The organism is Joostella sp. CR20 (genome assembly GCF_038433465.1).
In the GTDB taxonomy this organism is placed as follows: Bacteria; Bacteroidota; Bacteroidia; order Flavobacteriales; family Flavobacteriaceae; genus Galbibacter.
On sequence record NZ_JAESVF010000001.1, the window covers coordinates 800,062 to 816,815 of the forward strand.

At 35.3% G+C, this 16,754-nt stretch carries 15 protein-coding genes; 2 read left to right on the forward strand and 13 right to left on the reverse strand.

Annotated features, from left to right (window positions below; translation table 11 throughout):
- Positions 1-50: 50 nt before the first annotated feature.
- Entirely contained in the window at positions 51-3,494 is a 3,444-nt protein-coding gene (locus tag JMA43_RS03535) for a leucine--tRNA ligase (protein ID WP_342154988.1), read from the reverse strand.
- A gap of 184 nt (positions 3,495-3,678) precedes the next feature.
- On the opposite strand from JMA43_RS03535, the gene JMA43_RS03540 reads away from it, so the two are divergent.
- On the forward strand, positions 3,679-4,128 hold the full coding sequence (locus JMA43_RS03540; RefSeq protein ID WP_342154989.1) for a GNAT family N-acetyltransferase: 450 nt from the start codon (positions 3,679-3,681) through the stop codon (positions 4,126-4,128).
- On the opposite strand, the gene JMA43_RS03545 is transcribed toward JMA43_RS03540, so the two are convergent.
- Positions 4,112-4,489: a hypothetical protein gene (locus JMA43_RS03545; RefSeq protein ID WP_342154990.1), complete on the reverse strand. Its 378-nt coding sequence runs from the start codon at positions 4,487-4,489 to the stop codon at positions 4,112-4,114. The two genes, JMA43_RS03540 and JMA43_RS03545, sit on opposite strands and share 17 nt — an antisense overlap.
- Positions 4,490-4,788: 299 nt before the next feature.
- Between JMA43_RS03545 and JMA43_RS03550 the strand changes: the two genes are divergently transcribed.
- A complete protein-coding gene (locus tag JMA43_RS03550; protein ID WP_342155099.1) occupies positions 4,789-5,493 on the forward strand; it encodes a hypothetical protein in 705 nt (234 codons plus the stop codon).
- A gap of 1 nt (position 5,494) precedes the next feature.
- Here the strand turns inward: JMA43_RS03550 and JMA43_RS03555 are convergent, their stop codons facing one another.
- The 11 genes from JMA43_RS03555 to hemA form a co-directional block, all read right to left on the reverse strand.
- Positions 5,495-7,111 (reverse strand): S41 family peptidase, encoded by a 1,617-nt coding sequence (locus JMA43_RS03555; protein ID WP_342154991.1) that lies wholly within the window; start codon positions 7,109-7,111, stop codon positions 5,495-5,497.
- Positions 7,112-7,247: 136 nt separating this feature from the next.
- Positions 7,248-7,670 carry a ribonuclease P protein component gene (locus JMA43_RS03560; RefSeq protein ID WP_342154992.1) on the reverse strand — a complete coding sequence of 141 codons (423 nt, stop codon included), beginning with the start codon at positions 7,668-7,670 and terminating at the stop codon, positions 7,248-7,250.
- Between the two features lie 270 nt (positions 7,671-7,940).
- A complete protein-coding gene (locus JMA43_RS03565) occupies positions 7,941-8,924 on the reverse strand; it encodes a DUF4421 family protein (protein ID WP_342154993.1) in 984 nt (327 codons plus the stop codon).
- On the reverse strand, positions 8,912-9,817 hold the full coding sequence (hemF, locus tag JMA43_RS03570) for an oxygen-dependent coproporphyrinogen oxidase (protein ID WP_342154994.1): 906 nt from the start codon (positions 9,815-9,817) through the stop codon (positions 8,912-8,914). Before hemF ends, JMA43_RS03565 begins: the two co-directional genes overlap by 13 nt.
- 6 nt (positions 9,818-9,823) lie before the next feature.
- Entirely contained in the window at positions 9,824-10,324 is a 501-nt protein-coding gene (locus JMA43_RS03575; protein ID WP_342154995.1) for a DUF6973 domain-containing protein, read from the reverse strand.
- Position 10,325: 1 nt separating this feature from the next.
- Complete coding sequence (gene hemE, locus JMA43_RS03580; protein WP_342154996.1) at positions 10,326-11,354, reverse strand: uroporphyrinogen decarboxylase; 1,029 nt, start codon at positions 11,352-11,354, stop codon at positions 10,326-10,328.
- Between the two features lie 52 nt (positions 11,355-11,406).
- Complete coding sequence (locus tag JMA43_RS03585; RefSeq protein ID WP_342154997.1) at positions 11,407-12,051, reverse strand: uroporphyrinogen-III synthase; 645 nt, start codon at positions 12,049-12,051, stop codon at positions 11,407-11,409.
- An 11-nt stretch (positions 12,052-12,062) separates the two neighbouring features.
- Positions 12,063-12,755 carry a potassium channel family protein gene (locus tag JMA43_RS03590; protein ID WP_342154998.1) on the reverse strand — a complete coding sequence of 231 codons (693 nt, stop codon included), beginning with the start codon at positions 12,753-12,755 and terminating at the stop codon, positions 12,063-12,065.
- A gap of 11 nt (positions 12,756-12,766) precedes the next feature.
- Positions 12,767-14,509 (reverse strand): TrkH family potassium uptake protein, encoded by a 1,743-nt coding sequence (locus tag JMA43_RS03595; protein WP_342154999.1) that lies wholly within the window; start codon positions 14,507-14,509, stop codon positions 12,767-12,769.
- Complete coding sequence (gene hemC / locus JMA43_RS03600; RefSeq protein ID WP_342155000.1) at positions 14,506-15,423, reverse strand: hydroxymethylbilane synthase; 918 nt, start codon at positions 15,421-15,423, stop codon at positions 14,506-14,508. Before hemC ends, JMA43_RS03595 begins: the two co-directional genes overlap by 4 nt.
- Complete coding sequence (hemA, locus tag JMA43_RS03605) at positions 15,420-16,673, reverse strand: glutamyl-tRNA reductase (RefSeq protein ID WP_342155001.1); 1,254 nt, start codon at positions 16,671-16,673, stop codon at positions 15,420-15,422. The genes hemC and hemA overlap by 4 nt, the downstream gene beginning before the upstream one ends.
- Positions 16,674-16,754: the final 81 nt, after the last annotated feature.

The window sequence follows — 16,754 nt, forward strand, 5'->3', positions numbered from 1 at the left end:
TACTGTCTTTATGACATTTTATTTTAGATATTGCATTCAGAAAAAATCTGTTACCCTACAATATTTACAATTTTTCCTGGTACAATAATAACTTTCTTCGGAGTTCTACCGTCGAGTTGTGCTTGAGTTTTCTCGTGTGCCATCACTTCTTTTTCGATGTCCTCTTTACTCATGTCGGCAGGAAGTTCGAGTGTAAAACGCATTTTTCCGTTGAACGAAATAGGGTAAGTTTTACTACTTTCTACCAAATGTTTTCCATCAAAAACAGGGAAATCTGCAGTAGCGATAGATGTTGTATTTCCTAAAGCGTCCCATAATTCTTCAGCAATATGAGGCGCGTAAGGCGAAATTAAAACCGCCAAAGGCTCTAAAATGGCTTTGCTTGTACACTTTTGTGCTGTAAGCTCATTCACACAAATCATAAATGTAGAAACTGAAGTATTGAAAGAGAAATTCTCGATATCTTCTTCTACTTTTTTGATGGTTTTATGTAATGTTTTTAAACTGTCTTTTGATGGCTCTGCGTCAGAAACTTTAAGTCCGTTATCGTCAAAATACAATTTCCAAAGTTTTTTTAAGAATCCGTGTACTCCTGTAATTCCAGCAGTATTCCAAGGTTTTGCTTGCTCTAATGGTCCTAAAAACATTTCGTACATACGAAGCGTATCAGCACCATAGTTTTCGCAAATTTCATCTGGATTTACAACATTGTATTTTGATTTCGACATTTTTTCGACTTCATTTCCAACAATGTATTTCCCGTCTTCTAAAATGAATTCAGCATCTTTAAAATCTTCTCGCCAGTTTTTAAAGGCTTCAATATCCAATTCGTTTGAAGCGTTTACAAAAGAAACATCTGCGTGTAATTTTTGAATAAATGATGGTTGAATATAAAATCTTAGTTCAAACTTATCATCATTTATTTTTGCTTTAAATTCTTCACTAAAATGAGTTTTAAGAACTTCAAGAATTTCTTTATTTAGTGAACTGTTAACTTCGTCTAAATAAATAGGAGTTGAGTCTTTGTCTTCTTTTAGAAATGATTTGATAATATTGTAAGAAAAGAAAATTCTATTTTTAAATAATCCGTTGTAAATAGATTTCTTCATTTCCCAATCAAGACCTTGTATGTCAGCAACTATATCTGCTCTATATACAAAAGCACTCGTTCCCAAAATCATTCCTTGATTGATGAGTTTTTTTGCAAATTCATCTATAGGAAGTAACCCTTGATCGAACAAAAACTTCTGCCAAAAACGAGCGTACAACAAATGCCCAGTGGCATGCTCGCTTCCTCCAATGTATAAATCTACATCCTGCCAGTAGTTCAATGCTTCTTTTGAGGCAAATTCGGCAGTATTATCAGCGTCCATATAACGATTAAAATACCACGAACTTCCAGCCCATCCTGGCATTGTATTAAGTTCTAGCGGAAAAATACTTGTATTGTTTATTTGGTCGTTGCTTACCACTTTGTTTTGTGTAGTATCCCAAGCCCATTCTGTAGCATTTCCTAACGGAGGCTCGCCAGTTTCGGTAGGTAAATATTTTTCTACTTCTGGCAAATTAATTGGCAAGTGTTCTGGAGCAATCATTTGCGGAAGTCCGTTTACATAATACACAGGGAACGGCTCTCCCCAGTAGCGTTGACGTGAAAATACAGCATCGCGTAAACGGTAATTTGTTTTACCTTCGCCGTGTCCAATTTCTTCTAAAGCTTCAATCGCTTTTTTAGTCGCTTCTTTATAGCTTAATCCGTTTAAAAAGTCGCTATTAGCAATAACCGTTTTTTCTTTATCGGCAAAAGCTTCTTCGCTAATGTCTACGCCTTCAAAAATATTAGGGATTTCAATATCAAAATGCTTCGCAAAATCGTAATCACGTTGATCGCCACACGGAACTGCCATTACAGCACCTGTTCCGTAGCCAGCCAACACATAATCGCCTATCCAAATTGGCACAGGTTTTTTGGTGAACGGATGCTCGGCATACGCACCTGTAAACACTCCGCTTATGGTTTTTACATCGGCCATACGTTCGCGTTCGCTACGTTTTGAAGTAGCTTCGATGTATGCTTCTACAGCTTCTTTTTGAGCTGGAGTTGTAATTTTGCTAACCAATTCATGCTCTGGAGCAAGTGTCATAAACGAAACTCCAAAAATGGTGTCGGGGCGTGTGGTGAATACTTCGATCCCCCTAACCCCCGAAGGGGGAACAATGGTCTCTTGTTTGGCTAAAGTATCAGTAATTTTTTGAAGAACAGTTTCTATATTTCCAATTACTTCTTCGTTTTTAAAACGTATAACTTTAAATCCTTTTTCATTTAGAATTTTAGTTCGTTCTTCATCATATTCTTTCGTTGCATTATGAATACCGCCATCAACTTCAACTACTAGTTTTTTCCTCAAACAAACAAAATCAACTATAAAATCATCAATTAGGTGTTGCTGTCTAAATTTATGTCCAAGATTTTTATTCCTTAGTTGTTCCCATAAAATTCGTTCAGCCTCTGTTGGATTTTTTCTGTTTTCTTTTGCTTTTTCAATTAATAAATGAGCATTGTTTCCGCCAGTCATATAGCCAGGCTCACTCTTCTCTTCCCCTTTGGGGAAGGATAGGATGGGGAAACTAACCGAAGCTCCTACCGATTTTCCAATCCAATTTCGTTGAATTTCCTTTAGTGGTTCTGGCCAATCTAAACCGTTTAAGCCTTGAAGTAAACGCTCTGCATAGGCAGAAATACGCATGCTCCATTGCTTCATTTTTTTACGTACTACAGGATGACCACCACGTTCTGAAACTCCGTTTACAATTTCGTCGTTTGCTAAAACTGTTCCAAGAGCAGGACACCAATTCACTTCGGTTTCTGCTAAATAGGTAAGTCGGTATTGTAAAAGTATTTTTTGTTGTTCTTCAGAAGAAAAAGCTTTCCATTCTGAAGCTGAAAATTGTGCGATATTTTCATCGGAAACCGCATTTACATTAGCATTTCCTTCAGTTTCAAACTTTTCGACAAGCGTTGAGACATTCTCAGCTTTATCGGTATCTTTATTGTACCAAGAGTTGAATAATTGAATAAAAATCCACTGTGTCCATTTGTAATAATCGGCGTTGGAAGTGCGTACTTCGCGACTCCAATCGAATGAAAACCCAATTTTATCCAGTTGCTCACGGTAGCGCGCAATGTTTTCTTTGGTAGTTTTATCCGGATGTTGTCCAGTTTGAATAGCATATTGTTCCGCAGGAAGTCCAAAACTATCGTACCCCATTGGGTGAAGTACATTAAAACCTTTATGGCGTTTGTAACGCGCGTAAATATCGCTGGCAATATATCCTAGCGGATGCCCAACGTGTAGTCCTGCTCCCGATGGATAAGGAAACATGTCTAACACATAATATTTTGGTTTTTCAGAATTGTTACTGGCTTTGAAAGTTTGTTTCTCTGCCCAATATTTTTGCCATTTGGCTTCAATTTCATTGAAATTGTACTTCATTGCTATCTTTTTTATGCTCAATCTTATAAGAACCGCAAAAATACAGTTATTCAATGAATATGGAAAGTTATTTTACAATATGACGGCACACATTGAACCTCAAGCTTTGCGTCGTGCGATTTTTGTTGAAAATCGATTTAATATCAAATAGAGACTTCCTACCTTTACACTTTAAAAAATATTCATGTTTACTACGGAAATAAAATTGTTTTCTGAACTCACTTTAAACGAACTCTATGCTTCTCTTAGATTAAGAAGCGAAGTTTTTGTTGTGGAGCAGGATTGTGTGTACCAAGATGTTGATAATAAAGACTCCTATGCGTTGCATGTTTTAGGGAAAAAAGATGGTGAGATTGTTGCCTATACACGTATTTTTGATAGTGGTAAATATTTTGACAATCCAAGTATTGGACGTGTTGTTGTTGCACAAGACGAACGAAAATACGGCTACGGACATCAAATTTTAGAAGCTTCAATTGAAGCTATTTACAGTAATTTTGGAAAACAAGACATAGAAATTTCAGCCCAATGCTATTTGAAAAAATTTTACAACTCGCATGGGTTTTCTCAAATTGGAGAAGAATATTTAGAAGACGGAATTCCGCACATCCGAATGATTAAGAGTCAATCTTAATCATAGTTTTTTCCATGTTTAAATCGCTAAGCATGGTGTTGGTAAATTTATAATGTCCTTTGGTGCTTATAATTTTAAAGCGGTACGATTTCATCTTACTTAAAACATCCAAAAACATCCATTTTGATTTTAATAAATGTGGTTTTTCCGATTTTACACTAATTTCAAAAAAGTGTTTTATTCCTTTTTTATCGGCCACAATATCTGGAGTAATGGTAATATCGCTCCCCTTTCTCACAAACGACTTTGGGGTTTCGTATCCTTCTAAGTCGGCTTTAATATTATCGAACCCACGGTTTTCTAAATAATTTACCGATCTGCTTAAAAACTCTGTATAATTTGCTTTGTCTGTACTTATCATAACTGTAGTATACAAAATAAAATGTAATTATCAAATTATCAGCTAGTTAAATATTGTTAATTGAATTTTTTATACTGAAAGAATTCAGGTTAAATTCAGCTGAAAAAACTTATTCAAACTCAACTAAAATTACACCTTCATCTTAAAATTTCTTAATTTTTAAAAGAAACTACAAAAAGTATCACAAATTGTAGTGAAACTTCTGTTAAAGCAACTACTGCCAATTTATAATTAAAATATATTGGCGCCACTAATCCTAATTGCATGTGATACAACTACTCTTAAAATTATTTTTATTGATGCTCCTTTGTATGCAATCGTTGATGCTGTTTGCTCAAGAAGAAACAGCACTAAATTTATTTGTGTACAAAGACGGAAAGGCCGTAACGAGTTTTGGAATTGCCAATTTGAGCACAAAAACCGAAGGGAAATACGAAAACGGATTTCATAGTATCTTGGTTTCTGAAGGAGATGTGCTTTTGGTTGCTTCGGAAGAATTTGATAATTTTCACAGACTTGTAACTGTAAACGATTTGAACAAAAAGCGCATTGAAGTGTACATAAAAGATGGCATCATTGAGTTGGATGAAGTTGTGTTAACCGACTATAAATTAAACTACGGAAAGTTTACCGACCACACTCCTAAAACATACACACCAGCAGAAAGACGCTTAGCAACTGCTACAAAATACCGATACCAAAATAGTGGGATGTCGATGAGTTTGGACCCATTGATAAATGCGATAAGTGGACGCACCAAAAAATTAAAAAAACGACTCAAAGCAGAAACTAAAAACATTATTGTAGGCTTTTTGGAAGACAATTACAAAGATTATATTTTGAACGATTTGGATGTGCCTAGAGATCAATTTGGACTCTTTTGCTATTTTATTTCTGAAAAATACAAAGCTATTCATCGTACTCCAAAACGCGGACGTGTAGAGCAATTACTAAGAATTGGATATTTAGATTTTATAAAAGATCCTGCGGAAGAAAAGTATTGATTTACTTCAAAATACTCTTATACTTTGCTTCGTCTTTTAAAACTGCTACAGCATTTTGGATAGCTTCGTCGTTTTTTAAATAGTATTCATACAAACCTTCACGGTAAAAATAGCGCACAATGAGTTCGTCTTCTATATTTTTTGTTATGCTTTGTTGGTATTCGTCTAGCGAAGCCAATTTACTTTGATTGATGTCGTTTAAAAGCTTCTGATAATCACTTTTTACAGACGTTCCAAATTCGTCAATCTCTTCGCTTTCCATTACTTTTTTTAGTGCTTTTTCGGTTTTTGTTTCGTAAGTAAATCCGCTTTCCTGAACGTAATTTTTAAAGTTTTGATAATCACTTTCAGTAAAAGAAAACTCATTTAAATTGGCTACAGGATGCTTGTAATAATAATCGGTTGCATAATCAAACACCACATTGTTTTGTAAAAGTGCAGTGGTAATGCTATTATCTTTTAAGCGTTTTACTTCGAGGTCTGGTAAAACTCCGCCACCATCGTACACTTTTCGTCCGTTACGAGTTTTAAATTCGTTAAAATTTTTGTTGACTACCGCCTTGCCCTCTTCATCGCGATTCCAATAATCCATCGACTGAATACAACGTCCGCTAGGCGTGTAATAGCGAGAAATGGTTACTTTAAGTTGCGTTCCGTAATTAAGTTTTATAGGACGTTGTACGAGTCCTTTTCCAAAACTACGAGCGCCTACAACTACCGCCCTGTCGAGGTCTTGAAGCGCTCCGCTTACAATTTCGCTGGCAGATGCACTTCGGCCGTTGATAAGAACAACGAGCGGAATTTCCGTATCTACAGGGTTTTTACGCGTGTAATATTCTTGATTGAATTTTTTTACCTTAGATTTTGTGCTCACTATCAATTCTTTCTTCGGAACAAATAAATTACAAACGTCGATAGCTTCGGTTAAGAGTCCGCCAGGATTTCCGCGTAAATCCAAAATGATTTTTTTAGCGCCTTTTCCTTTTAAATCTTCAAGCGCTTCTTCGGTTTGTTTCGAAGCTTTACTGTTAAATTTTGATAGTACAATGTAGCCTGTTTCAGCATCAATCATATTAAAATAAGGAACAGCATCGATCTCTATTTCATCTCTAGAAACAGAAGTTGTAAGTGTTTTTCCTTGTCTTTTGTATGTGATTGTAACATCGCTTTTTGAAGCTCCTTTGAGGAGTTCGGTAGCGTCTTCTTTAAAATCGGCTACGTTTATATCTCCAATTTTGATTATTTCATCACCTGCTTTTAGGCCTGCTTTATCGGCGGGATATCCTTGGTAGGGCTCGATAATTAAAAGTTTATCGTTGGAGCTTTTCACAACAGCTCCAATTCCAGAATATTCGCCCGCATTGCTAATTTTAAACCCTTCCACATCTTGCTCATTCATAAAGTTGGTGTACGGGTCGAGGTCTTCAAGCATACTCTTTATGGCAGTATCCATAAGTTCGGCAGGATTGGTTTCATCAACATAATTCATATTGAGTTCTTTAAACAAGGTTGTAAAAATTTCAACCTGCTTAGCAATCTCAAAAAAATCGTTTTTAAAACTAGATCCTACGAGTAAAACAACAAGCGCAATTGCTGGAATGAAGATTTTCTTTTTCATAAACATCAATGATTTTATACAAACCAAAAAATTATATTTTTATTGGCGTGAACGTTCATTTATCAGCTAAGGTTTGTATTTATAATGTACAAGGTAATAGTTTAGACTAACTTAAGCAAGTTGAATTTAGGAGCTATTACTGCTGAAGGAATTCCGCAAATTTTTGATGAATTTTCTGAACAGTGGTGTTTAGTTTTTCAAAAGTTGGCATTTCTTTTCCGGTGTATAAAAGCATAAAAGCAAAAGATTCATCCTGAACTGTTTCAAAAAAAAGATGCTTATTTAACCGATATGCTTCGCGCATGAGTCGCTTAATTCGATTTCTATCGACAGCCTTTTTAAAGGAACGCTTCGATACCGAAACACCTGCTTTAATCTTTACAGGAGTCTCAATTGCTATTTCTTCGGAATGATTTTTTTCGTTGGGATTGGTACTGAATTCAGTCTTTAAAAATACAAGTCGGATAGGGTATTTGGAAACAGAATTTCCTTCGGCAAATAGCTTACCAACTAGTATTGCGCTTTTGAGTTTTTCGTTTTTTGGGAAAGACTGATCCATTTCGTTTTTATTGCAAGCAAAAATAAGAAAAGGGTTTTTAAATGTTATTCGATTCTTTAAAAAGGTTTATAGAAGTGAAGTTACAAAGGGACAAAGGTGCAAAGTTTCAATCAAAAAAACCTTAACTCATTAACTCGTTACCTCTTTTATTTTTTTAAACAATTAACCGATTCAACAGCTAAGGTTTTAGAAACCTTAGCTGTTTTATTTATTCCTTATTAACTTCCTTAAACAATTACACAATTCGACGATTACACACTTGTTCCTCTATCAATCTTCTTCAATATTAAAAGTGTCGTTTATTTTATCGGCGGTTTTTGTTAAAAGTTTTGGTGCTTTAAATCGGTAGCCAACATACACATCGATATACGTAATATTATCGTCTAGCTGAATATGATTGTGACCGTTGTATTTTAATTTTGAAAAATCGGCGTGAATTCCTCCAAAATAGCGATTTAAATTAAACCCAAAAACTGCATTTGCCGACATGTTAAACAGGGTTGTAAAAATGCCATTTCCGCCAAAGTTATTGTAATTTAAACCAACTCCAATGGCGCCACCAGCAGAAATAAACATATGGTCGTTTATAACATAGCTGTATTGATACCCCGGAATTAGACCAATGTTTGCCGATTGTGCATTATGTTCAAAACCGCTTGATTGCATTACAAAATTGGTGTAATCGTAAGCAACTTTCGGAATAAAACTCCCAGCACTTTTTGCTTGCCATTCGCGTTGCCCAATGGTTGCTCGATATGAGAAATTATCGTTTAAAGAAAAGGCTGTAGAACCTTGAATTTTATTAGTTTCAAAATGTGGGGCATTGTAATCGCCGTCACTACTCGAAATTGTAAATCCAGTTTGATGGTAAAAACTTAGCGTTTGAATAAGCCCTTTGTAAATTCCTCTAAAATTTAGGTTGTAAATTTCTGAATCGTCGTTGTCTTTGCTTTTGTTTCCAGGTAAAAATGTAGGTGAAAATCCGAAGCCAAATTCTATAAATCGATATTGAAACCCTACTGCCAAGCGTTGTTTTAAATTCGGGATGATATCGTAAGTTGTTTTATCTCCTTGATTGTAATAATCGAAACTGTTCGACACATCAATAAAAGAAAGTTTGATACCCACCAAACTGTTAAACTTTTTGATGTAATCGTCTGTTGGAATGGTGTCTTTTACTTGAATTCTTTCTTCTTGCGCAAAACTATTCCAACCGATTAAAAATGTAAGGATGTAAAACGTTATCCGAGCCATTCTTTGGGGTTTTGTAATACGTCGATGAGTTTTTCTTCCTCACTTCCTTTTGTTGGATGATGGTCGTAGACCCATTGTACATGTGGTGGTAAACTCATTAAAATACTTTCAATACGCCCGTTGGTTTTCAATCCAAAGAGTGTGCCTTTGTCGTGTACTAAATTGAATTCTACATAGCGCCCACGTCGAATTTCTTGCCAATTTCTGTGCGCTTCGGTAAACGGTGTGTCTTTTCTTTTTTCAACAATGGGAGTGTAGGCATCTAAAAAACTATCGCCCACTTCGGTAACAAAATTGTACCAGTCTTCCATCGTTTTTTCTTCGGAAGTTTTACAGTAGTCAAAAAACAAACCACCTAGGCCACGGGCTTCGTTTCGGTGTGCATTCCAAAAATATTCATCGCATTTCTTTTTATACATAGGGTAAAAAGAAGCATCGTGCTTGTCGCAAGCTGTTTTACATGTTTGATGAAAGTGTTTTGCATCTTCATCAAATAAATAATAAGGCGTTAAATCTTGTCCGCCACCAAACCAACTATCAATAATTTCTCCCTGTTTATTATACATTTCGAAATAGCGCCAATTGGCGTGAACAGTAGGCACAAAAGGATTTTTTGGATGAATAACCAGACTGAGTCCGCAGGCAAAAAAGTCGCAATCTTCAACGTTAAAATACTTTTGCATGGCAGGAGCCAAAGGGCCGTGTACCGCCGAAATATTTACGCCTCCTTTTTCAAAAACAGCTCCATTTTCAATAACACGCGTACGCCCGCCACCACCTTCAGGTCGTTCCCATAAATCTTGTTTAAAAGTCGCTTTTCCGTCGATTGCTTCTAGTTTTGAAGTAATGGTGTCTTGAAGTTGTTGTATGTATTGGTAGAATTTCTCTTTCATCTATTGTTACTTTTCAATAAAAACAAGTTGTTTTGGATGTTTTTGTATTGCTGAAATTGTTGTTATTTGTTGCGCATTTTTCACTTCATCTAAAAGTGTTTGCACTAATTTTTCAGTATCAATTTTTTCTTTCTGCTGAAGTGTTTTTTCAGCTAAAACAATTCCAAACTTGTTGTTATGTAAGTCCATTGCTTTTTCAAGCGGACTATTTTTAAACGTTTCTTCGTGCCAATCGGTTATAAACTTTGCCCAAGCCGTACTTTTTTTAATACTCTTTCCAACATCGATGCTAAAACTTATAATAAGCGCAGTCCATAAAGCATGTCGAAAAGCATTGGCTACATTGTTTTTATGATGTGTATTTCCAAAGTTTTCGGTACAAATGGAAATACACAACTTGGTGGCTTTTATAAAGTTATAAAATAAAATTGGGCGAGCGATGGCAATTCCGAATAGTCTGCAAAGCTGACCAACGGAAAGCGATTTTAAAAGTCGCCCGAAGTTCATTTTATTTGTGTTCGTATTCTTTTACTGCTTCGATAAAAGCTTTGGCATGGTCTACCGGAATATTTGGTAAAATACCGTGACCTAGGTTTACAACGTACTTATCTTTTCCGAATTCGTCAATCATTTGATGCACCATTTTTTTGATGGTCGGAATAGGGGATAACAGTCGCGATGGGTCAAAATTTCCTTGTAGTGTAATGTTTCCACCCGTTAAATAACGTGCGTTTTGAGGAGAGCAAGTCCAGTCGACACCCAAAGCCGAAGCTTTGCTTTTTGCCATATCGCCAAGTGCAAACCAACATCCTTTTCCGAAAACAATTACTTCGGTTTCTGGCGCTAAAGCTTCCACAATTTGATTGATGTATTTCCATGAAAACTCTTGATAATCGGTAGGAGAAAGCATTCCTCCCCAAGAATCGAAAATTTGTACGGCATTTACACCATTTTTTACTTTTTCCTTTAGGTATAAAATAGTGGTATCGGTAATTTTTTGAAGTAAAGCATGCGCAGCTTCTGGTTGCGAGAAACAGAATCCTTTTGCCTTATCGAAACTTTTAGAACCTTGTCCTTCTACGGCATAGCACAAAATAGTCCAAGGAGAACCAGCAAAACCAATAAGAGGCACTTCGTTGTTAAGCATTTCTTTGGTGAGCTTAATAGCGTCCATCACATAGCCTAATTCTTCATTGATGTCTGGTACAATTACTTGTTCAACATCTTTTGCGGTACGAATTGGGTTTGGAAGCCAAGGGCCAACACCAGCTTTCATTTCCACTTCAATATTCATGGCTTGCGGAATTACCAAAATATCTGAAAATAAAATAGCAGCATCTGGTTTTACAATACGAATTGGTTGTACTGTAATTTCTGCGGCCAATTCTGGAGTGCGGCAACGTGTAAAGAAGTCGTATTTGTCTTTCAGCGCCATAAACTCTGGCAAATATCTTCCTGCTTGACGCATCATCCATACAGGAGGACGGTTTACAGTTTCTCCTCTAAGTGCTTTTAAAAATAAATCGTTTTTTATCATTTTTTACTTCTTTATAAACAATTCCGAAGAACTGCTAGTTGCCACTTGGCAATTATTTAAAATGTTTTATTACTTGTACCAAAACGTTTTCAACAGTACTTCTGTTGGCGGTAATTATATTGTTGGTGTGTTCTCGAGCTGCTGCTTCGGTGGTTTTTCCGAGGCAAAAAACAGTTGTGTTTTCAAATAAATTTCGTTGCGAATAACTCTCTACTGCACTTGGACTAAAAAACAACACGCCGTCAAAAGTACGAATCATGTTTTTAGAAGTTAAGATGGTGTCGTAAACTTCTATTTCTTTTAATTTTATCTTGTTTTCATTTAAAAGATTTGGCAATTCTTCTCTTCGGATGTTTCCGCAGAAAAGCGTAAAATTTTTATCAGCATGGTTTTTAATAATCTGTTCTGCCAATGCTTTTGCTTGATACGATTTTTCTACCACGGTATATCCGTTTTTTATTAAATAGGCTTCTGTTTTATCGCCTACGCAGAAACAATTATGTATCGTAATATTACTTTTAATTATTGATTTTACTGCATTTTTGCTTGTGAAGATTGCATTTTCAACAAGCGTCGGACTTTCAAAAGTTTTTGGTTGAATACTAATGAAATCCTCATCAATACATTTGATATTTTCTTTTTCTAAAATGTTTTTTTGGGTGTTGGTTAATTTTTTTGTGCTTAATATTTCTATCATTTTACAAAAAATTATTTGGTCATTTCTTCCCCAAAGATGGCGATATCTTCATTTCTTCCAAAGACAATCAATAAATCGTCTTTTTTTATTTTGGTATTGTTATCTGGAAGTCCAATTACTTCCTTTTTCTTTATTTGATTTCCTAAAAAATTCTTTTTATTACAAGGACGAATAATGGTAACGACATTTAAATTGTACTGTTTTCTGAAGTCGAGTTCTTGCAAAGTTTTGTCTTGAAAAGATGCGTTTACTTTTACTTCGGAAATTGAATACTCATCGTCTAAATTAAAATTGTCGAGTACGTTTTTTAAGTTGATTTTCCCGGTAAGATTGGCTGCGGCTTCTTGCTCTGGATGAATAATATGCTCAATGCCCATTGCTTTTAAAACCGTATCGTGAACAGGCGATAATGACCTACTAATTATTTTTGCTGAAAATTTTTCTTTTAAAATGGCAGTAGTAATAATTGCAGCGCCTTCGTGCTCCCCAATGGCAACTACTGCAATATGCGCGTCTTTAAGCGGAAGCGCATCGTAAGCGAGCTCGTTGGTGGCATCCAAACAAATGGTATGTGCAATTTTATCTTTTAACAGATTTACTTTCTCCATTTTTAAATCCACACCAATAACTTCATTTCCAGATTCGGTAAGTTTAATAGCTAGTGAGCTTCCGAAATTTCCTAAACCAAAGATGATAACTTTCATAAGAATAAAAATTAGTTAATGAGTATGTTTTCTTTTGGATACTCGTAAAATTGATTATTAATCTGTCTTAAAAATCCGATAAGGATATTGAGCATTCCGATACGCCCAATAAACATTACAACAATAATTACTGTTTTACTTTCTGGGGTTAATGTAGGTGTAAAGTTTAAACTAAGACCTACGGTACTGTATGCCGAAAATGCTTCAAATGCAATTGGAATTAAATGTTTTTCGGGTTCAAAAAACAAAAGCAACAAAATAGCAACTCCAATAGTCATTAACGAAATAGAAACAATAGCAAAAGCTCTATTTAATGTTGCGTTGCTAATGCTTCGTGTACCTATTTCGATACGTTTTCTGTTTTTGGCAATGTTTAAAATATTTAAAGTTGCCAAGGCAAAAGTAGTTGTTTTGATACCTCCAGCTGTTGATGCTGGTGATCCTCCAATCCACATTAGTAAAATTACAAAAAGTAAGGCAGGCATCGTTAAATCGCTATAATTTACAGTGTTGAAACCTGCAGTTCTTGGCGTAACCGATTGAAATGCAGTTGCTGTAATTTTTCCGAACGTGGTAGTGTGTTCTTTTAATACATGATTTCCTTCAGCAAAATAGAAAAACGCAAATCCTGCAACCAATAATATAACAGTTGTAGTCATTACGATTTTTGAATTTAAGGTTAAAATGCGCACTAAGTTTCTCTTATTTTCTTTGTTAAAAAGATTGATAAACGAAACTTTAGCATAGCTGTAAAAGTTGAAAATAATATTGTAACCAAGTCCGCCAAAAATTATTAAAAACATGATGACCCACTGAAAAGAGTAATCAAACCGTAGCGCTTCATTATACAATCCATCGGAAGCATTTGAAAAACCTGCGTTACAAAATGCCGAGATGGAATGAAAAATACTGAAAAAAATAGGGTGTTCTATTTTTGTTAAATCTTCAATTGAAAAGTAAATAAAAATGGCGCCAAGTCCTTCGAGAGCAAAGGTGAATAATACAATATTCATGGCAAATTTAAGAGTGTCTTTTAGCGTTTCCGAAGCCACATAATCTTTCACATAAAGGGTTTCTTTAAACGAAGAACCGCCTTTGAAAAAGTATGCAAAAAACGAAGTGAAGGTTAAAATTCCTAATCCGCCGAGTTGTATTAAAAATAAAATAACACCTTGACCGAACAATGTAAAATCGTGCGCAGTGTCTAAAACCGCCAAACCAGTTACGCACACTGCACTTGTTGAGGTGAAAAAGGCATCGATAAAACTAATGTCGCCACCTGTTGTTGCTTTTGGAAGCATTAGTAAAAACGCTCCGAGTAAGTCGAAAATAAAGAAACTTCCAACAAATAAAATAGCTGGATTAAAGTACACACTGTACAGATAGCGGATAAGAATGGTGAGCCTTAGCACCAAGTACAAAAGTAAAGCCCCTTCTAAAAAGGGCTTGATTTTGTATAGATATTGTTCGAGTATGTGGTGCGATGCAAAAATGTATGTAAAAACACTTATTAAAACTACCGATGTAAAAATGGTTACGTAGGTAAGGCTAATAATTTTCCGTGTTTTATCTTTTTGGATGAAATATTTGTAAATGTTTGTTCCGAGGAGAATGAGTATTAAAGCACTTACGATGATGAGTTTGTGCGTTCGAAACTTTTCATAAACAAAAAAGCCAAAATCAAAAATGAGAAAGCTTATGACGAAAAAGTCAATAATTAAAAAGAATAGTCTTTGTGGACTTACTTTTTTCACACGCTTAGCTCTTTTTTAATTTTTTTCATAATTTCTTCACCTCCTTGATGAAGAATTTCTTTAGCACAAACCGATCCTAATCCTTCGCAATTTTCAATTAACACTCTGTGTTCTGTAGTAACTTTATGTTTTCCGTCTAAAGAAAACAAACCGCCCACAAAGGTAACATAATCAATATCGATAGTAGCAATTGCTCCAATAGGTGCTGTACATCCGCCCTCTAAGGTACTTAAAAATTCGCGTTCTATGGTTGTACAAATATCGGTTTCGTAATCGTTTAGGGTTTCGAGTGCCTTACGCGTGTTTTGATCGGCTTCCATTGCAACCACTAGCATAGCGCCTTGCGCAGGAGCGGGTATCATCCAATCTAAAACGGTATGGTTTTTAGGTTTTAAATTGATTCGTTCCAGACCAGCCGCCGCAAAAATAGCACCGTCCCATTCGTTGTTTTTTAATTTTTCTAAGCGTGTATTTACATTTCCTCGTAAATCTACCAAGGTATGCTTAGGGTATTTATGCAACCATTGCGCTTTGCGGCGTAAACTTCCTGTGGCAATAGTAGCATACTTGTCAAACTCTTTTGGTTTGTCTTTATGAAGTAAAATATCGTTGGTGTTGGCGCGCGGTAAAACTGCTGCTTTTACAATACCTTTTGGCAATTTTGTAGGAACGTCTTTCATGCTGTGTACAGCAATATCAACGGTTCCGTTAAGCATAGCCACGTCTAATGTTTTTGTAAAAACCCCCGTAATTCCAAGTTCGTGCAGTGGTTTGTCGAGTACTAAATCTCCGTCAGATTTTACAGGAACAATTTCTGCTTGATAGCCATTTTTTTCTAATAAATCTTTTACATGGTTAGCTTGCCATAGTGCTAGTTCACTATCGCGAGTTCCAATTCTAATTACGTTATTCATTTTGAAGTTTCTAATTGAAACACTTTTTTTATTAGTTCAATGCTTTCGTCTGAGGTGTTTGAACTTTCTTTTAAATGATTAGCGAAGTGTGTAGTTATTTTCTGAATGATTCGATTACTGATGATTTCTGCTTGTTCGTCGTTGAAATCGTTGATTTTTTTACGTTGAAAATCAATTTCAGCATCTTTCATTGTTTTTAACTTCTTCTTCAAAGCTTTAATTGTGGGGGCAAATTTTCTTGTTTCTAACCAATGTTTAAAATCAGCTTCTACCTCTTTGATGATTTCTTCAGCCTTCGGAATAAATAATTCTCTACGCTTCAGGGTTTCATCTGTAATTTGCGATAGTTGATCTAAATGAACAAGCGTTACATTATTTAATTCTTGCACATTTGTATCAACATTCTGGGGGATTGATAGATCCAAAATTAATAAATCTTTTGAAGTATGTATCAGCTCTTTTGCAATTGTTGGCTTTTGTGCCCCAGTTGCTACGATGAGTACATCACTTTTTCTGATTTCTTCTTGTAAATCTCCATATTCTTTTACAATCAAATTGAACTTTCCAGCTATTTTTTCAGCCTTATCTTTTGTTCTATTGATTAAAACAATATGGTCGTTTTTGGTATGTTTAACAAGGTTTTCGCAGGTGTTTCTCCCTATTTTTCCTGTTCCGAAAAGTAAAATATTTTTTTCTGAAATGTTTGGAACTCTTGCCAAGATGTATTGTACAGATGCAAATGCTACGGAGGTAGCTCCCGATGAAATTTCGGTTTCATTTTTAATACGTTTGCTGGCTTGTATAACACAATTACATAAACGCTCTAAAAAATGATTGGTTAGTTCTTTACTTTTTGAAAGTATGAAACTTTGTTTAACCTGACTGATAATCTCGAAATCTCCTAGAATTTGACTGTCGAGTCCTGTTCCTACTCTAAACAGGTGCGATATAGCTTCATTATTTTTGTACACATATCCAATTTGCTGAAACTCGTCAACAGTTCCGTTGGAGTTTCCGCACAATAATTGAATTAGTTGAAAAGGGTGTTGCGCAAAACCGTAAATTTCGGTTCTGTTACAGGTAGATGTTACTAAAATACCATCGATACCAGCAGATTTTGCCTGATCCAAAAGTGCATTCTTTGCAGTTTCGTCTAGGCTAAATTTTCCTCTTAAGCTAGCATCAGCTTTTTTGTAACTAATACCAATGCTATAAAATGAGCTATGTTTTGAAATATTATAAGCTTCCATTCAGTTTTTTCTGAAGTCGGGACAAAATTATAGTTAATAGCTATATAAAAATAACGCTAGAGGAACTTTTTATGTCGCTTT

Coding starts and splice junctions, on each gene's coding strand:
- JMA43_RS03540 (WP_342154989.1), top strand. CDS start 3,679: ATGTTTACTACGGAAATAAAATTGTTTTCTGAACTCACTTTAAACGAA.
- hemC (WP_342155000.1), bottom strand. CDS start 15,423: ATGAATAACGTAATTAGAATTGGAACTCGCGATAGTGAACTAGCACTA.
- JMA43_RS03550 (WP_342155099.1), top strand. CDS start 4,789: ATGCTCCTTTGTATGCAATCGTTGATGCTGTTTGCTCAAGAAGAAACA.
- JMA43_RS03555 (WP_342154991.1), bottom strand. CDS start 7,111: ATGAAAAAGAAAATCTTCATTCCAGCAATTGCGCTTGTTGTTTTACTC.
- hemA (WP_342155001.1), bottom strand. CDS start 16,673: ATGGAAGCTTATAATATTTCAAAACATAGCTCATTTTATAGCATTGGT.
- JMA43_RS03565 (WP_342154993.1), bottom strand. CDS start 8,924: ATGGCTCGGATAACGTTTTACATCCTTACATTTTTAATCGGTTGGAAT.
- JMA43_RS03590 (WP_342154998.1), bottom strand. CDS start 12,755: ATGAAAGTTATCATCTTTGGTTTAGGAAATTTCGGAAGCTCACTAGCT.
- JMA43_RS03585 (WP_342154997.1), bottom strand. CDS start 12,051: ATGATAGAAATATTAAGCACAAAAAAATTAACCAACACCCAAAAAAAC.
- JMA43_RS03545 (WP_342154990.1), bottom strand. CDS start 4,489: ATGATAAGTACAGACAAAGCAAATTATACAGAGTTTTTAAGCAGATCG.
- JMA43_RS03575 (WP_342154995.1), bottom strand. CDS start 10,324: ATGAACTTCGGGCGACTTTTAAAATCGCTTTCCGTTGGTCAGCTTTGC.
- hemE (WP_342154996.1), bottom strand. CDS start 11,354: ATGATAAAAAACGATTTATTTTTAAAAGCACTTAGAGGAGAAACTGTA.
- JMA43_RS03535 (WP_342154988.1), bottom strand. CDS start 3,494: ATGAAGTACAATTTCAATGAAATTGAAGCCAAATGGCAAAAATATTGG.
- hemF (WP_342154994.1), bottom strand. CDS start 9,817: ATGAAAGAGAAATTCTACCAATACATACAACAACTTCAAGACACCATT.
- JMA43_RS03560 (WP_342154992.1), bottom strand. CDS start 7,670: ATGGATCAGTCTTTCCCAAAAAACGAAAAACTCAAAAGCGCAATACTA.